13 protein-coding genes and 1 pseudogene are annotated in these 16,543 nt (G+C 60.8%); 12 read left to right on the top strand and 2 right to left on the bottom strand.

The window, feature by feature from the left end; translation table 11 throughout:
* The first annotated feature begins 268 nt into the window (after positions 1-268).
* From ACTNB1_RS12910 to ACTNB1_RS12865, 10 genes and pseudogenes are all read left to right on the top strand, one after another.
* Positions 269-583, top strand: a complete 315-nt coding sequence (locus ACTNB1_RS12910; RefSeq protein ID WP_441170011.1) for a hypothetical protein — start codon at positions 269-271, stop codon at positions 581-583.
* Positions 583-2,589, top strand: coding sequence for a V-type ATP synthase subunit I (locus ACTNB1_RS12905; protein WP_441170010.1), 2,007 nt, complete (start codon positions 583-585; stop codon positions 2,587-2,589). The genes ACTNB1_RS12910 and ACTNB1_RS12905 overlap by 1 nt, the downstream gene beginning before the upstream one ends.
* Before the next feature lies 1 nt (position 2,590).
* Positions 2,591-3,085, top strand: a complete 495-nt coding sequence (locus ACTNB1_RS12900) for a V-type ATP synthase subunit K (RefSeq protein WP_441170008.1) — start codon at positions 2,591-2,593, stop codon at positions 3,083-3,085.
* Between the two features lie 18 nt (positions 3,086-3,103).
* On the top strand, positions 3,104-3,691 hold the full coding sequence (locus tag ACTNB1_RS12895) for a V-type ATP synthase subunit E (RefSeq protein ID WP_441170006.1): 588 nt from the start codon (positions 3,104-3,106) through the stop codon (positions 3,689-3,691).
* Between the two features lie 30 nt (positions 3,692-3,721).
* Positions 3,722-4,720, top strand: a complete 999-nt coding sequence (locus ACTNB1_RS12890) for a V-type ATPase subunit (protein ID WP_441170004.1) — start codon at positions 3,722-3,724, stop codon at positions 4,718-4,720.
* Positions 4,713-5,027, top strand: a complete 315-nt coding sequence (locus tag ACTNB1_RS12885) for a V-type ATP synthase subunit F (protein ID WP_130870677.1) — start codon at positions 4,713-4,715, stop codon at positions 5,025-5,027. Before ACTNB1_RS12890 ends, ACTNB1_RS12885 begins: the two co-directional genes overlap by 8 nt.
* A gap of 339 nt (positions 5,028-5,366) precedes the next feature.
* The gene (locus ACTNB1_RS12880; RefSeq protein ID WP_441170002.1) at positions 5,367-7,166 is read left to right on the top strand and encodes a V-type ATP synthase subunit A; all 1,800 of its coding nucleotides are present in this window, start codon (positions 5,367-5,369) and stop codon (positions 7,164-7,166) included.
* Positions 7,163-8,545, top strand: a complete 1,383-nt coding sequence (locus ACTNB1_RS12875) for a V-type ATP synthase subunit B (RefSeq protein ID WP_441170000.1) — start codon at positions 7,163-7,165, stop codon at positions 8,543-8,545. Before ACTNB1_RS12880 ends, ACTNB1_RS12875 begins: the two co-directional genes overlap by 4 nt.
* 3 nt (positions 8,546-8,548) lie before the next feature.
* On the top strand, positions 8,549-9,262 hold the full coding sequence (locus ACTNB1_RS12870) for a V-type ATP synthase subunit D (protein ID WP_441169998.1): 714 nt from the start codon (positions 8,549-8,551) through the stop codon (positions 9,260-9,262).
* A 119-nt stretch (positions 9,263-9,381) separates the two neighbouring features.
* A pseudogene (locus ACTNB1_RS12865) lies at positions 9,382-11,192 on the top strand (LTA synthase family protein).
* Positions 11,193-11,233: 41 nt separating this feature from the next.
* Here ACTNB1_RS12865 and asnA read toward each other — a convergent pair.
* Complete coding sequence (asnA, locus tag ACTNB1_RS12860) at positions 11,234-12,247, bottom strand: aspartate--ammonia ligase (protein ID WP_441169996.1); 1,014 nt, start codon at positions 12,245-12,247, stop codon at positions 11,234-11,236.
* 184 nt (positions 12,248-12,431) lie between these two features.
* Here asnA and ACTNB1_RS12855 point away from each other — a divergent pair, with 184 nt between their 5' ends.
* Positions 12,432-13,460: a YeiH family protein gene (locus tag ACTNB1_RS12855; RefSeq protein ID WP_441169994.1), complete on the top strand. Its 1,029-nt coding sequence runs from the start codon at positions 12,432-12,434 to the stop codon at positions 13,458-13,460.
* A 3-nt stretch (positions 13,461-13,463) separates the two neighbouring features.
* On the opposite strand, the gene ACTNB1_RS12850 is transcribed toward ACTNB1_RS12855, so the two are convergent.
* Positions 13,464-14,783, bottom strand: coding sequence for an MATE family efflux transporter (locus tag ACTNB1_RS12850; protein WP_441169992.1), 1,320 nt, complete (start codon positions 14,781-14,783; stop codon positions 13,464-13,466).
* Positions 14,784-14,968: 185 nt separating this feature from the next.
* Between ACTNB1_RS12850 and ACTNB1_RS12845 the strand changes: the two genes are divergently transcribed.
* Complete coding sequence (locus tag ACTNB1_RS12845; RefSeq protein ID WP_441169991.1) at positions 14,969-16,183, top strand: NADP-dependent isocitrate dehydrogenase; 1,215 nt, start codon at positions 14,969-14,971, stop codon at positions 16,181-16,183.
* Positions 16,184-16,543 lie beyond the last annotated feature (360 nt).

Here is a 16,543-nt window from a genome sequence, read left to right as displayed (position 1 = left end):
CCGTTCTCTCGAGCGGGCGTTTTTCATATAAAAACGTCGAAAAAATGTTTTTTTGGCATAAATAAATATTTTAGTTTCAAAAGGCGGAAAATTGACGTGTATGCAAGGGTAAACTTGCATAAAAACAGAACTTGCAGTTTAAAAGACTTAGTCAAAAAACTAAACTCACAATTTTAAACTTGAAATTAGCGCGGGTTTGAAGTATGATGCAAGTATCATCGGAAGTTTATTCCTGTGGGATAACCAGATGCGGAAAGGCGGTGAAAGCATGTCAATGGAAGCGATTAAGCAGGTGACCCAAGCCGAGCAGGACAATCAGGCCCGCAAGGCGGAGGCCCAGGCGGAGGCCAAGCGCATGGTAGCGGAGGCCGAGAGGGCAGGCAAGGCACATCTGGCGGAAGCCAAGGCCCAGGCGGAGGCCCAGGCCCGGGGCTTCCTGCAGCAGGCGGAGGCGAAGGCGGCCGAGCACGCGGCGGAGGTAATGGCGCAGACCAAGCAGGTCTGCGACGGCCTGCGGGCTAAGGCGGAAGGACGTCTGGCCGATGCCGCTGAGAGCATCGTGAGAAGGGTAGTGAAGAACTGATGTCCATTGTGAAAATGAAGCGGCTGCGGCTCATCGGCATGCAGGACCAGCGTCCGGCCATGCTGCGGCTGCTTCAGCATTTGGGCTGCGTGGAGATCGACGAGCCCGGGGACCGATCGGGTGACCCGGACTGGGCGGCGCTGACGCGGCCGGACACCGGGGAGCTGAACCGGGCCAGGGACGCCCGGACCAGCGTGGAGAACGCCCTGAAGACCCTGAAAAAATACGGGCCCAAGCAGAAGGGCGGATTCCTGACACCCAGGCCGGTCATTACGGAGGCGGAGCTGTTTGACGACGACGCCTACCAGGCGGCCCTGGCGGATGCCGGGCGGCTGGTGGAGCTGGAGCGGCAGATCTCCTCTCTGTATGCCGAGCAGAACAAGCTGAAGACCCAAAAGCTGGCGCTGGCGCCCTGGCTGGCGCTGGATATCCCTCTGGAGACGGCCTCCACGCCGGAGGTGGCGGTGCAGTTCGGTACCGTGGCTGCGGCGGTGGATCTGGATGCCCTGGAGGGTGCGCTTAAGGCCGTAACCGACCTGTATGAGCTGATGAGGGCCGGTGAGGACCGGGAGCTGAAGTATCTGGTGTTCCTCTGCCACCGCAGTGTGGAGGAGGCCTGCCAGGAGGTATTGAAGGAGTACGGCTTCTCCCGGGCGGCCCTGCGGGGCTGGACGGGAACGGCGGCGGAGAACGACAAGCAGCTGGATGCGCAGCTGGCCGCCGCGGCCAAGATGCTGGAGGATACCATTGCCCAGGTGGGCTCCTACGCCGGAAAGAAAGGGGCTCTGGAGCAGGGCCTGGACCGGGCGGATCAGGAGATCGCCCGGGAGGAGGCCCGCTGCCGCCTGCTGGACAGCAGTACCGCCTTCTTCCTGGAGGGATGGGTGCCTGTCCCCGACGAGGGGAAGCTCACTGAGCAGCTGGCTCAGTTCGACTGCTGCTGGGAGACCCAGGACCCCGCGCCGGAGGATTACCCGGTGGTACCGGTGAAGCTGAAGAACAACAAATTCACCGAGCCGCTGACCACCATCACTGAGATGTACTCCCTGCCCGCCTATGACGGAGTGGATCCCAACGGTCTGATGGCTCCGTTCTATATCTTCTTCTTCGGCTTCATGTTTGCCGATCTGGGCTACGGCCTGATTTTGGCCGGCGCCTGTCTGTTCATCAATTTGAAAGTCAAGCCCAAGGGGGGCTTCGGTCAGCTGATCCGGCTGATGATCATGTGCGGTATTTCCTCCGCGGTGATCGGCCTGCTGACCGGCGGCTTCTTCTCCGATTTCCTGGTACAGTTCACCGATATGCTGGGCCTGCCCCAGCCGGCGGTGCCCTTCCTCTCCGTGCCGGATGGCAGCAATCTGCCCCGTCCGCTGCTGGACGTGATGAACGAACCCATGACCGTGCTGGTGTTTGCCCTGGTGGTAGGCCTGGTGCAGATCGTGGTAGGCATGGCGGTGAAGTTCTGGATGCTCTGCCGCCGGGGCCAGGTGGTGGATGCCATTCTGGACATCGGTACCTGGTGGGTCATCTTTGTGGGTATCGGCCTGTTCGCCCTGGGCGTGGGCAATGTGGCGGGGTATCCCGTGGTGCTCATTATCGGCTGCCTGATGCTGCTGGGCCAGAGCCGCAACGCCAAGGGCTTTGGCAAGGTGACGGCGGTCATCGGCGCGGTGTACAACGGTGTGACGGGTTATTTTGGAGACATCCTCTCCTACTCCCGTCTGATGGTCATGATGCTGGCCGGTTCGGTTATCGGCCAGGTGTTCAACATCCTGGGCGCCATGCCCGGCGGCGGTCTGCCCCCGGCCATCGGCATCCCCATCTTCTTTGTGATCTTCATCATCGGCCACGCTTTCAACATCGGCCTGAACGTGATTGGCACCTACGTGCACACATCCCGTCTGCAGTACCTGGAATTCTTCAAGCAGTTCTATGAAGAGGGCGGACGCCCCTGGCGGCCCCTGAACATTGCGACAAAATTTGTCGACATTAAGGAGGAACAGTAACATGACATTCGGTGAATTTCTGACTACCTACGCCGGCCCCTTCTTTGGTTTCCTGGGCGCCGCTCTGGCCGCAGGCCTGGCCTGCGTAGGCTCCGCGAAAGGTACCGGCCTGGCCGGTGAGGCTGGCGCTGGTCTGCTGGCCGAAGATCCCTCTCAGTTCTCCAAGTGCATGATCCTGCAGGTTATCCCCGGCACCCAGGGCCTGTACGGCCTGGTTATCGGCTTCCTGGCCCTGATGAAGATGGGCCTGTTCGACGGCACCGTGGCCAACCTGACTGTGGCCAACGGCCTGCTGATCCTGGCTGCCTGCCTGCCCATGGCGCTCGGCGGCCTGCTCTCCGGTATCGCCCAGGGCCGCGTGGCTGCTGCCTCCGTCAACATCGTGGCCAAGAACCCCAACGACTGGTCCAAGGGCATGGTGCTGTGTATCATCGTGGAGTTCTACGCCATCCTGTCCCTGCTGATCTCCTTCCTGATGATCATGTTCGGCTTCTAAGAAGCAGAAAGGCGAGTTATGGACGGAATTGAGAAAATCACCGGGCGCATCGCCCAGGACGCCGGCCGGGAGATCGACGGTATTCTGGCGGAAGCCCGCCGGCAGGCCGACGAGATTACCGCCCGGTATGAGGCCCAGGCCCAGCGGGAGAGCGAGGAGATCGTGGCCCGTGGCCGGCGCAACGCCGACGAGCGGGTGGAGCGGCTGGCCAGTGTGGCCCAGCTGGACGCCCGCAAGCTGGAGCTGGCTGCCAAGCAGGAGATGCTGGCCAAGGCCTACGACCTGGCGCTGGAGAAGCTGCTCAACCTGCCTGACAAGGAGTACGTGGATCTGCTGGCCGGCCTGGCGGTGAAGGCGTCCTCCACCGGCCGGGAGGCGGTCATCTTCTCCCAGAAGGACCGTGCCCGCTACGGCAAGGCGGTGGTCACCCAGGCCAACGAGAAGCTGGGCGACGGGCACCTGACCATGTCTGAGCAGACCCGGCCCATCAAGGGAGGCCTCATCCTCAGCGACGGGGACGTGGAGGTCAACTGTACCTTTGAGACCCTGGTACGCCTCCAGCGGGGCGAGATGGACCGGGAGGTCGCCAAGGTGCTCTTTGACTGATGCGCTCCTTACAAGTAAGGAGGCAATGGTTTGACTAAGATCAAAGATACGGATTATCTTACCATATCCGCCCGCATCCGGGCCATGGAGAACCGCCTGCTGACCCGGGAGCGGATGGAGCGGATGCTGGAGGCCCGCACCGACGAGGAGGCCGCCAAGGTTTTGACTGAGTGCGGCTACGGTGAGCTGTCCGCCCTCACCCACGGGGCGCTGGACGAGATGCTCTCCGCCGCCCGGGGCGCTCTGTATAAGGAGCTGAAGGGTGCGGTGCCTGATAAGCGGTTGGTAGAGATTTTTCAGATGAAATACGACTACCACAACGCCAAGACCCTCATCAAGGCTGCCGCCGTGGGCATCGAGGCCGACCGGCTGCTGATGGAAGGGGGGCGCTGGACCGCCGCCCAGATCAAGGATGCCTTCCAGCGTGACAGTTTGCGGGACTTTACCGATCCCTTCCGCCAGGCGGTTGTCCAGGCGCGGGAGCTGCTCAACGGCGGGGGAGACCCCCAGCTGGCCGACTTCGTGCTGGACTGGGCCTATTTTGAGGAGATGCGCGCCGCGGCTGAGGCCACCGGCAGCAGCTTCCTCCAGGGCTACGTCAGACTGCTGATTGACGCTACCAACCTGCGCTCCGCCGTCCGGGCGGCCCGCATGGGCAAGGGAAGCGACTTCCTCAGCCAGGTGCTGCTGAGCGGCGGTAATGTGGAGGTACACACCCTGACCTCCGGCAAGGGCGCTGACCTGGCCGCGGTGTTCCGGGCCGGGCCGCTGAGCGCAGCCGCGGAGGCCGGTACCGCTCTCACTGCCCCCGGCAGCGGGGAGCTCACCGGCTTTGAGCGCATGTGCGACGACGCGGTGATGCACTACCTGGCGCAGGCCCGCCGTATCCCCTTCGGGGAGCAGGCGGTGATCGGTTACCTGTACGCCAGGGAGAGCGAGTTTACCGCCATTCGCACCATTCTGTCCGGCCGCATGGCGGGCCTGGACGCGGATACCATCCGGGAAAGGCTGCGTGAAGCCTATGTCTAAGTACAGAATCGCAGTGCTGGGAGACAAGGACAGCGTGCTGGGCTTCAAAGCCCTGGGCCTGGACGTGTTTCCCGCCGAGAACGTGGAGGAGGCAAAGCATACCCTCCACGAGCTGGCCAAGGAAAACTACGCGGTGATCTATCTCACCGAGCAGTACGCCGCCGGCATGGGGCCGGAGATCGCCCGGTACAAGGACGAACTGACTCCTGCCATCATCCTCATCCCCGGCAAGGATGGCTCTCTGGGCATCGGCATGGCCAATGTGAAGAGCGCCGTGGAGCGCGCCGTGGGCGCGGATATTCTCTGACCTTCCAGGGGGGACGCTGTCCCCCCTAGATACGAAGGCGGTTCCCAAGGAAACCGCCTTCGATACCCCCCTCACCCGCGCTCGCGCGGGTGGTTGCCCGCCGGTGGCGGAGCAAGCGGGGGTGTGCTCCGCAGGCGCATGTCCTGCTGCGCACAGATTGTGATCTTCTTTCCGGCGTGATACGCCGGAAACTCTGCGAGGCCAACAGAGGCGGCCTTCCTGGCCGCCCGTGCCCCCGGCCGAGCCCAGCGCAAGCGGGTCGGACGGGGAGGAGGAGGGACAGCGGAGCGAGCAAGCCCTGGTGTTTACACCGGGGCGAGGGATGCGCAGCTTGTCCCGATGAGAAAGAAGGTTGAAACATTGAGCGGAAAAATCGTGAAAGTCTCCGGCCCGCTGGTGGTGGCCACCGGACTGACCGACGCCAACATGGCCGACGTGGTCCGCGTGGGTGAGCAGCGCCTGATCGGTGAGATCCTCACCATGAACGGCGACGCCGCCTCCATCCAGGTCTACGAGGAGACCTCCGGCCTGGGCCCCGGCGCGGTGGTGGAGACCACCGGCGCTCCCCTGTCCGTGGAGCTGGGCCCCGGCATCATTGAGAACATCTACGACGGCATCCAGCGCCCGCTGGAGGAGATCATGAAGAAGACCGGGGGCAACAACCTGCCCCGCGGCGTGGAAGTGCCCGCTCTGGACCGCCAGAAGAAGTGGGAGTTCAACGCCGTTGCCAAGCCCGGCGACAAGGTGGCCGGCGGCGACGTCATCGGCACCGTTCAGGAGACCAGCGTGGTGCTCCACAAGATCATGATTCCCCCCACCATGCGCGGCACCATCGAGTCCATCCAGTCCGGCACCTTCACCGTGCTGGACACCGTGGCCGTCCTGGTGGACGAGAAGGGCGAGCGCCATGAGCTGACCATGGTGCAGAAGTGGCCCGTCCGTGTGGGCCGCCCCTATAAGCATAAGTATCCCCCCCGCAAGCCCCTGCTGTCCGGCCAGCGGATCGTGGATGCCATGTTCCCCGTGGCCAAGGGCGGTACCGCCGCCATCCCCGGCCCCTTCGGCTCCGGCAAGACCGTCATGCAGCACCAGCTGGCCAAGTGGTCCGACGTGGATATCGTGATCTACATCGGCTGCGGCGAGCGCGGCAATGAGATGACCGACGTTCTGCGGGAGTTCCCCGAGCTGGTTGACCCCCGCACCGGCGAGTCCCTGATGAAGCGGACGGTGCTGATCGCCAACACCTCCGATATGCCCGTGGCCGCCCGTGAGGCGTCCATTTACACCGGCATCACCATCGCCGAGTACTTCCGCGACATGGGCTACGACGTGGCCGTCATCGCCGACTCTACCTCCCGCTGGGCCGAGGCTCTGCGTGAGATGTCCGGCCGTCTGGAAGAGATGCCCGGCGAAGAAGGCTACCCTGCCTACCTGTCCTCCCGTCTGGCCCAGTTCTACGAGCGGGCCGGCATGGTGGAGTGCATCTGCTCCGAGGGCGACCGCCGCGGCTCTCTGACCGCCGTAGGCGCCGTATCCCCTCCCGGCGGCGACCTGTCCGAGCCCGTGTCCCAGGCCACCATGCGTATCGTCAAGGTGTTCTGGGCCCTGGACGCCTCCCTGGCCTACCGCCGTCACTTCCCTGCCATCAACTGGCTGAACTCCTACTCTCTGTACCTGGACTCCCTGAAGCCTTGGTATGACGAGAACCTGGGTCCCCAGTTCATGGCAAACCGGGATAAATCCATGGCCATCCTCCAGGAGGAGGCCAGCCTGAACGAGATCGTGCAGCTGGTCGGTAAGGACTCCCTGTCTGCCGGCGACCAGCTGACTCTGGAGACCGCCAAGATGCTACGCGAGGACTTCCTGCAGCAGAACGGCTTCATGGAAGTGGACTGGTACTCCAGCTACGAGCGCCAGGACAAGATGATCCAGATGATCCTGGATTACGACAAGCTGTGCCGGGCCGCCATCGAGAAGGGCGCCAACGTGTCCGAGCTGTTCACCATCCCCTTCCGTGAGAAGATGGGCCGGGCCAAGAGTGTGCCCGACGATCAGTTCCCCACCGTCTACGCCGAGATGGCCCGCGAGATGGAGGAAGAGATCGAGGCTATTGCCGCCAAGGGAGGTGCTGAGGCATGATTCGTGAATATCGTACGATCCAGGAGATCAACGGCCCCCTGATGGTGGTGCGCAAGGTCCAGAACGTCACCTACGACGAGCTGGCCGAGATCGAGCTGCCCGACGGCACCATCCGCCGCTGCAAGGTGCTGGAGGTCAACGGCGACAACGCCGTGGTTCAGCTCTTTGAGTCCTCCGCCGGCATCAACCTGGCCCAGTCCAAGATCCGCTTCCTGGGTCACCCCCTGCAGCTGGCCGTGTCCGGCGATATGCTGGGCCGGGTGTTCAACGGCATGGGCCGTCCCATCGACGGCGGCCCCGAGATCATGGCCGAGGAGTACCGTGATATCAACGGCCTGCCCATGAATCCCGCCGCCCGTGACTACCCCAACGAGTTTATTCAGACCGGCATCTCCTCCATCGACGGACTGAACACCCTGGTCCGCGGTCAGAAGCTGCCTATCTTCTCCGGCTCCGGTCTGCCCCACGCCGCCCTGGCCGCTCAGATCGCCCGTCAGGCCAAGGTGCTGGGCGATGATGCCGCCAACTTCGCCGTGGTGTTCGCCGCCATCGGTATCACCTTCGAGGAGTCCGACTTCTTCGTGCAGGAGTTCCGCCGCACCGGCGCCATCGACCGTACCGTGCTGTTCACCAACCTGGCCAATGACCCCGCCGTCGAGCGTATCGCCACACCCCGTATGGCCCTCACCGCCGCGGAGTACCTGGCCTTTGAGAAGGGCATGCACGTGCTGGTCATTCTCACCGACATCACCAACTACGCCGAGGCCCTCCGCGAGGTGTCCGCGGCCAAGAAGGAAGTCCCCGGCCGCCGCGGCTACCCCGGCTACCTGTACACCGACCTGGCCACCATGTACGAGCGCGCCGGCCGTCAGTTGGGCAAGCCCGGCTCCATCACCATGATCCCCATTCTGACCATGCCTGAGGACGACAAGACCCACCCCATTCCCGACCTGACCGGCTATATCACCGAGGGCCAGATCATCCTGTCCCGCGAGCTGTACCGCAAGGGCGTGAATCCCCCGGTGGACGTGCTGCCCTCCCTGTCCCGTCTGAAGGATAAGGGCGTTGGCGTGGGCAAGACCCGTGAGGATCACGCCGGTACCATGAACCAGCTGTTCGCCGCTTACTCCACCGGTAAGGAGAACAAGGAGCTCATGAGCATCCTGGGCGAGGCCGCCCTGTCTCCCACCGATCTGCAGTACGCCAAGTTTGCCGACGAGTTTGAGAAGCGCTATGTCTCCCAGGGCGTGGACGAGAACCGTTCCGTCATCGAGACTCTGGACCTGGGCTGGGAGCTGCTGAGCCTGCTGCCCAAGGCGGAGCTGAAGCGCATCAAGCCGGAGTATATCGAGAAATACCTCCCGAAAAAGGAGGGATAAGATATGCCCGCCATTAACGTGAACCCCACCCGGCAGGAGCTGACCCGGCTGAAGACCCGGCTCAAGACCTCCATCCGGGGCCACAAGCTGCTGAAGGATAAGCGGGATGAGCTGATGAAGCAGTTCATGGACGTGGTGCGGGAGAACCGGGCGCTGAGAAAGAAAGTGGAGGAGGGGCTGATGAAAGCCCACGGCTCCTTCACCGTGGCCTCCGCCCTGATGTCCAGCGAGATGCTGGAGCAGTCCCTGATGTACCCCAAGCAGAGTGTGGAGCTGGACATGACGTTCCAGAATATCATGAGCGTGGATGTGCCCATCTACCACTTCAAGACCAAGAGCGACGACGCCGGGGAGATCTACCCCTACGGCTTTGCCGCCACCTCCGGTGAGCTGGACGGCGCCGTGGACGCCCTGTCCGGCGTGTTCCAGGATATGCTGAAGCTGGCCGAGATCGAAAAGACCTCCCAGCTGCTGGCGGAGGAGATCGAAAAGACCCGCCGCCGTGTTAACGCCCTGGAGTATGTGAAGATCCCTCAGATGGAGGAAGCCATCAAGTATATCACCATGAAGCTGGATGAGAACGAGCGGTCCAATACCATTCGTTTGATGAAGGTGAAGGATATGCTCCTGAAGGAGGCCATTGAGGAGAAGCGGGAGGCCGACGCCCGTGCGGTGGAAGCCTTCGGCGGACACCTGGAGGACCCGGAGAGCGTGTAACGCGTCTTTGGAAAAACATGAAAAGACTCCCGTCCGGACTGTCCGGACGGGAGTTTTTTTGACAGAACGGGGATCTTGCGGTATAATCACAGCCTATATCCCTCTGACAGGAGAACCCTATGCAAGTAAAAGAGACTCATTCCAAACTGATAAAAACCGGCCTGTGGCAGGCTGGATTCCTGTTGCTGACGCCCTTTACCGCTGTCTGGCTCATGCAGTTTACCTACGGTGCCCTGCCCTGGAACATGGGCCTGGGACCCACCCTGGCTAATGCACTGTGCGTTGCCCTGCTGTTCTGGCTCCTGTGCGCCCTGGTGGGGCGCATCGCCCCCTGCTGTATCGGCATCCACATCGCCGCCGGGCTGTGGGGAGCGGCCAACTATTTTGTGAACTCCTTTCGGGGTACTCCCATCCTGCCCTGGGACTTCTCCGCGCTGAGTACTGCCGCCGATGTGGCGGGGAACTACTGCTTTGTCCCCACCTGGCAGATGGCGGCGGCCATCATCCTGATGGTGGCCCTGGTTGTGTTCCTCCACAAGGAGGAACACAAGGCCCTTCTGCGCCTGACCGGGAAGCGGTGGCCCCTGCGGCTGTTATGCCTGGGGGCGGGGCTTCTGTGCCTGACACAGATCCTTCCCACCCAAAAGCTGGAGCACTTTTCGGTGAAAACCGACGTGTGGGACCCGGCGGGTTCCTACCGGACGGGGGGCTGCCTGGCGGCCTTCCTGCGTAACACCGAATTCCTGGAGGTGGATGAGCCGGAGGACCCCTCGGCGGAGCACGTGGAGGAGATCATGGAGGATGTGGAGCCGGCAGAACCGGCAGAGGTGCCGGTGGAACGGCCCAATATCATCGCCATCATGAATGAGTCCTGGGCTGACTTTGAGTACTACGGCAACCTCTCCCTCAGCGAGAGTGTCACCGACTACATATCCTCCCTGGACAACGCCGTGTACGGCCACGCCTATACCTCGGTGTTCGGCGCGGGCACCAGCGCCAGCGAGTTCGAGTTCCTCACCGGAAACTCCATGGCCTTCCTGCCCTCGGGCAGCATCCCCTACCAGCAGTATGTGCTGGGCCACACGGCCTCCCTGGCCTCCCGCCTGAAGGCGGAGGGGTATGAACCCTGGCCTTCCATCCCGGAGATTACACCTCCTGGCAGCGAGACCGGGCCTACCCAAACCTGGGCTTTGACAACTACAAGTGCGGTGCGGACATGGACGTACCCCAGAGCTTTGAGCACGGCTATGTCAGCGACCAGTCTGATTTTGAGCAGATCATCTGGGAATTTGAGCACCGGCAGGGAGACGATCCGCTGTTTCTCTTCAATGTCACCATCCAGAACCATGGCGGCTATACCGCCGCGGATTATCCTGCCCAGGTTACCCTTACTGACGTGCCGGGCCTGTACCCCATGGCGGAGCAGTACCTGACCCTGGCGAACAAGACCGACCAGGCCTTCCGCACTCTGGTGGAGTACTTTCAGCAGCAGGAGGAGCCCACCATCATCGTCATGTTCGGTGACCACCAACCCTCCCTGGAGCAGGCGTTCCTGGACAAGGCCTATGGTGTGACCCAGGAGCAGATGAACATGGGGGAGTACATGCAAAAGTATTTTGTACCCTTTGTCATCTGGGCCAACTATCCTCTGCCGGAGGAGGGGCCGGAGATCACCAGCCTCAACTTCCTGGGGCAGTACCTGCTGCGGTATGCGGGTATTGAGAGCACTGCTTATGGGAATTTCCTGTGGCAGCTTCAGGAGCAGCTGCCCGCACTTACCTTCGTAGGCTATCTGGATCAAAGCGGCCATGCCTACAGCCACCTGGAGACCAACGACTATACGCCCCTGATCCAGGACTATCAATGCGTGCAATACAACAACTTGTTTGGCGGCGACGAGCGGCTGGCGGAGCTGTTCGACAGTCCATAAAACAGAAAAGAGACCTGCCTAGGCAGGTCTCTTTTTATGTCTTACAGCAGAATGACCCCGGCATCCTGGCAGGCCTGAATAGTCTGCTCGTCCCAGACGCTGGCCTGCACCTCGCCGATATGGGCTTTGCCCAGCAGCAGCATGCACAGCCGGGACTGGCCGATACCGCCGCCAATGGTTAGGGGCAGCTTGCCCTCCAACAGCATTTTGTGGAAAGACAGCTCCCGCCGGTTGTCGCACCCGGCGATGGTAAGCTGCCGGTCCATGGCCGCGGGATCTACCCGGATGCCCATAGAGGATACCTCAAAGGCACGCTCCAGCACCGGATTCCACAGCAAAATGTCGCCGTTCAGGGTCCAGTCATCATAGTCCGGCGCACGGCCGTCGTGGGGCTTGCCTGACTTCAGGGCTCCGCCGATGCCCATGAGGAAGGTGGTGTGGTGATCCCGTACCCAGGCATCCTCTCGCTCCTTGGGGCTCAGCTCAGGGAAGCGATCCTCCAGCTCTTGGGTGGTGACGAAGGACACTTCGGTGTCAAGGGGAGGCAGAGCGGTGAGTTGGGGAAACACCGAACGGAGAGTGGACTGAGTCTCCGCCATAGCCTTGACAATGGTGCGCACGGTGTCCTTCAGATAGGCCTCATTCCGGTCCCGGGGAGCGATGACCTTCTCCCAGTCCCACTGGTCTACATACACCGAGTGGAGGTTGTCCAGCTCCTCATCCCGGCGGATGGCATTCATGTCGGTGTACAAGCCCTCGCCTACCGAAAACTGATAGCGGTACAGGGCCAGACGCTTCCACTTAGCCAGAGAGTGGACCACCTGAGCGTCCCGTCCGGCGTCGGGAATGTCAAAGGAAACTGCCCGCTCTACTCCGTTCAGATCGTCGTTCAGACCGGTGGAAGCCTCCACAAACAGAGGTGCGGATACCCGGCGGAGATGGAGGGCGCCGCCCAGAGTGTCCTCAAACAGACGCTTCAGCAGGCCGATGGCCTTTTGCGTATCGTACAAATTCAGACAGGGGGCATACCCCTGAGGAATTACAGTCTGCAGCATAAAAAACGCTCCTTTTTACCCAACGGTTACTCTGACACATTATACAGGAAAAGTATACCGGCGGCAAGTGTTCTGGATACATAACATATATTTATTGTGCAATAAAATATTATCATTTTACATGATACAACGGGGGGCGTATACTGGCTCTGACAAATGTAAATGTTGGAAGGAGCAAATTGCAATGAAGCAATGGAGAGAGAGAAGCATGGGCCTGCTGCTGTGCCTGGCAGTGGCCATCCCCTGCTGGCTGCTAGGCAAGGCAGTTCCCGTGGTGGGCGGGCCGGTGTTCGCCATTCTGGCGGGCATGGTGATCGCCCTGTTTTACCGGGAGAAAAAGCGGACCCAGGCTGGGATCGCCTATACCTCCAAATACATTCTGCAGCTGGCAGTGGTGCTGCTGGGGTTCGGCATGAACCTGTCGGAGGTGGCACGGGTGGGACTTACTTCTCTTCCCATCATTATTTCCACCATCACTACTTCCCTGGTGACGGCCTTTGTGCTCCATAAGCTGATGCGGGTGCCCACCAATATCTCTACCCTGGTGGGGGTGGGCTCCTCTATCTGCGGCGGCTCCGCTATTGCCGCCACCGCCCCGGTGATCGGAGCGGATGACGAGGAGATCGCCCAGTCCATCTCAGTAATCTTTTTGTTCAATGTGGCGGCTGCCCTGCTGTTTCCCACCTTCGGCAGCATCCTGGGCCTAAGCGACGCGGGCTTCGGTCTGTTTGCCGGCACTGCGGTGAACGACACCTCCTCGGTGACGGCAGCGGCTGCCGCCTGGGACGGGATGCACCCCGGGGCCAACACCCTGGATACCGCCACCATCGTTAAGTTGACTCGCACCCTGGCCATCATTCCCATCACCCTGGCGCTGGCTCTGTTCCGGGTGGTACGGGCCAAGCGGGACGGGGGAGAGCGGGAGGGAAGCTTCCAGATCAACAAGATTTTCCCCTTCTTTATCCTGTTTTTTGTGCTGGCCTCCATCCTCACCACTCTCTGCCTGGGAGCCGGAGTGAGCAGCAGTGTGTTCGCCCCCTTTAAGGAGCTGAGCAAGTTCTTCATCATCATGGCCATGGCGGCCATCGGTCTGAATACCGATATCGTCAAACTGGTAAAGACCGGCGGCAAGCCGATTCTGATGGGTGCCTGCTGCTGGGCGGCCATTACCGCGGTGAGCCTGGGGATGCAGCGGGCGCTGGGAATCTGGTAAGGCTCAGGGATGAGCCTTCCACAGGGTGTGCCGGATCCGGACCAGGAAACAGAGGGTCCGCACCGCCCAGTCGCCCACCATGGCGATCCAGACACCGATGACGCCCAGGCCGAAGTGGATTCCCAGAATATAGCTGCACGCCAGCCGGACAGCCACCATGGAGCACACCGAGATGACCATGGGTACCTTTACATCCCCGGCGGCCCGCAGGGCATTGGGCAGGGTAAAGGCTGCGGGCCATAGAAGCATCGCGCAGCCGTTGTGGATCAGGATCAGGACGGTGGCGTACCACTGGGTCTCCGGAGACAGGCTGTACAGCTTCAGAAGCAGAGGCAGGCTGAGCAGCAACACTGTGTTGAGGGCCCAGGTGAACAGATAGGCCAGCTTCATCAGCTTAACGGTGTACCGCCGCACCTGGTCCCAGGCTTCCGCCCCCACACACTGGCCCACCACGGTAATGAGAGCCAGACCCATGGCCTGGGCGGGAATGACGCCGAAGCTGTCAATGTTGTTAGCCACCGCATTAGCGGCAGTCTGAGCAGTGCCAAAGGTGGAAATAAGGCTCACCAGCAGTACCCGGCCCAGCTGAAAGAAGCTGTTTTCCAGGCTGTTGGGTACCCCGATGCGCAGGATACGGCCCATCATCTCCGGTTCCAGCCGGAAGGAGAGCAGCCCCTTCACCCGCACCGGATTGCGGCCGCTGTGGAGCAGTATCAGCATGATGACGGCAGCCACGATCCGGGAGAGCAGGGAGGACCAGGCCACGCCGTCCACTCCCCGGTGGAGACCGTAGACAAAAATGGCGTTGCCCACGATGTTCTGCCCGTTCATCCAGGCGGACACCAGCATAGAGGCTTTGGAGTTGCCCATAGCCCGCAGCAGGGCGGCGCAGCCGTTGTATAGAGCGATAAAGGGGTAGGACAGGGCGGAGATGACGAAATAGGTGATGGCTCCCTCCATCACCGCCGGTTCCACCTGTCCAAAAAGCAGCCCCAGCAGGGGCCGGTGGAGCAGAAGCACCAGGGCCATGACGGCCAGGGAGGCGGCGGACAGGATGTACATGAGTTGATTGGCGGCCCGGTTGGCACGGTCCAGATGCTCGGCGCCGATGGACTGAGCGCACACCACCGCGCCGCCAGTTGCCAGGGCGGCGAAGATGTTGAGAATGAGCACGTTGATCAGGTCCACCAGAGCTACGCTGGATACTGCCGCCTCTCCCGCGGCGGAGACCATTACGATATCCGCCATGCCTACCATGACGGAGAGGAGCTGTTCAATGATCAGGGGCAGGATAAGCCTGCGCAGGGCAGATTTGCTGAACACAGGGATTCGACCTCGATTTCTGATAAATATAGACAGAGTCTGAAAGCGCACGGAAGCAAGTATAGCTCCTTTACGGGGGAAATGCAAGAAAAACCAAATGGTTTCCCAAAGAATAGTTGCCTTTTTCAGCAGATGGAGGTATAATTTGCCTCGATAAAGAATTTCATCAGATCGAGGAGGAGACCATGGAAAAGATTCAGATGACCACCCCCCTGGTGGAAATGGACGGCGACGAGATGACCCGGGTGCTGTGGCAGCAGATCAAGGACGAGCTGCTTCTGCCCTTCATCGACCTGAAGACCGAGTACTATGATCTGGGGCTGCCCTACCGGGAGGAGACGAAGGATCAGGTGACCATCGACTCTGCCGAGGCCACCAAGAAATATGGTGTGGCGGTGAAGTGCGCCACGATTACACCCAACGCCCAGCGGGTGGAGGAGTACAAGCTCTCCCAGATGTGGAAGTCCCCCAACGGCACCATCCGTGCCATTCTGGACGGCACTGTGTTCCGCGCCCCCATCATGGTGAAGGGAATCTCTCCCGTGGTCAAAACCTGGAAGAAGCCCATCACCATCGCCCGTCATGCTTACGGCGATGTGTACAAGTCCACCGAGTACCGGGTGCCTGGCCCCGGTAAGGCCGAGCTGGTGTTCACCGGTGAGGACGGTACCGAGCAGTTCCGCCAGACCATCTATGACTTTGAGTGCGGCGGTGTGCTCCAGGGCCAGTATAACAAGGACAGCTCCATCTGTTCTTTTGCCCGCTCCTGCTTCCAGTATGCCATCGACACCAAGCAGGACCTGTGGTTTGCCACCAAGGACACCATTTCCAAGAAGTATGACCACACCTTCAAGGACCTGTTCCAGGAAATCTTTGACGCCGAGTACAAGGCCAAGTTTGACGAACTGGGTATCGAGTACTTCTATACCCTCATTGATGATGCGGTAGCCCGCGTAGTCCGCTCCCAGGGCGGCTTCATTTGGGCCTGCAAGAACTATGACGGCGACGTGATGAGCGACATGGTGTCCACCGCCTTCGGCTCCCTGGCCATGATGACCTCCGTGCTGGTGAGCCCCGACGGCAAGTACGAATATGAGGCCGCCCACGGCACCGTCACTCGCCACTACTATAAATACCTGAAGGGGGAGGAGACCTCCACCAATCCGGTGGCCACCCTCTTTGCCTGGTCCGGCGCCCTCCGCAAGCGGGGCGAGCTGGACGGCATCCAGAACCTGGTGGACTTTGCTGACAAGCTGGAGGCGGCCACCATCGCCACCATCGAGGGCGGCGTCATGACCAAGGATCTGGTGGGCCTGTGGGAAGGGGAGACCCCCGCCAAGGGCGTCAACTCCCTGGACTTCCTCAAGGCCATCCGCTCCAAGCTGGAGGAGACACTGTAATTCCGGCAGGTCACGGCACATAAAATATAGAAGTTTTAACAGGAACGGCGCTGCATCAGCAGCGCCGCTCCTGTTTTATGCTGCGTGTTTTCCACCAAATTATGGGGCAAAAACCGGATAAGCTGACAGGTGTACGTAAAAAATGACAGAACTGTATGGTCTACTATTTCAGAAAAGAGAAGAAAACTGGCCGTAAAAAATGGTTTTTTTGTTGGAATCGGGCGAAAAAATAAGCAGAGAAAAAATATATTGCCCAGTTCTTAATAAAAACAAACAAAAATAGCAAAAAAATATGTGAAAAAACACAAGACCAAAGAGAAAAAAGTAAACCAGGGGGTAACCTTTGACAGCCCGGGCCCT

The organism is Flavonifractor sp. HCP28S3_F3 (genome assembly GCF_052065355.1).
In the GTDB taxonomy this organism is placed as follows: Bacteria; Bacillota; Clostridia; order Oscillospirales; family Oscillospiraceae; genus Flavonifractor.
Note: the sequence above shows the minus strand (reverse complement) of the source record. Positions and strands in the feature narration are given on the sequence as shown.

Bases quoted from the DNA above. Each gene is read 5' to 3' on its own strand.
- asnA (WP_441169996.1), bottom strand. From the start codon at position 12,247: ATGCTGCAGACTGTAATTCCTCAGGGGTATGCCCCCTGTCTGAATTTG.
- ACTNB1_RS12895 (WP_441170006.1), top strand. From the start codon at position 3,104: ATGGACGGAATTGAGAAAATCACCGGGCGCATCGCCCAGGACGCCGGC.
- ACTNB1_RS12875 (WP_441170000.1), top strand. From the start codon at position 7,163: ATGATTCGTGAATATCGTACGATCCAGGAGATCAACGGCCCCCTGATG.
- ACTNB1_RS12845 (WP_441169991.1), top strand. From the start codon at position 14,969: ATGGAAAAGATTCAGATGACCACCCCCCTGGTGGAAATGGACGGCGAC.
- ACTNB1_RS12910 (WP_441170011.1), top strand. From the start codon at position 269: ATGTCAATGGAAGCGATTAAGCAGGTGACCCAAGCCGAGCAGGACAAT.
- ACTNB1_RS12855 (WP_441169994.1), top strand. From the start codon at position 12,432: ATGAAGCAATGGAGAGAGAGAAGCATGGGCCTGCTGCTGTGCCTGGCA.
- ACTNB1_RS12900 (WP_441170008.1), top strand. From the start codon at position 2,591: ATGACATTCGGTGAATTTCTGACTACCTACGCCGGCCCCTTCTTTGGT.
- ACTNB1_RS12905 (WP_441170010.1), top strand. From the start codon at position 583: ATGTCCATTGTGAAAATGAAGCGGCTGCGGCTCATCGGCATGCAGGAC.
- ACTNB1_RS12880 (WP_441170002.1), top strand. From the start codon at position 5,367: ATGAGAAAGAAGGTTGAAACATTGAGCGGAAAAATCGTGAAAGTCTCC.
- ACTNB1_RS12885 (WP_130870677.1), top strand. From the start codon at position 4,713: ATGTCTAAGTACAGAATCGCAGTGCTGGGAGACAAGGACAGCGTGCTG.
- ACTNB1_RS12870 (WP_441169998.1), top strand. From the start codon at position 8,549: ATGCCCGCCATTAACGTGAACCCCACCCGGCAGGAGCTGACCCGGCTG.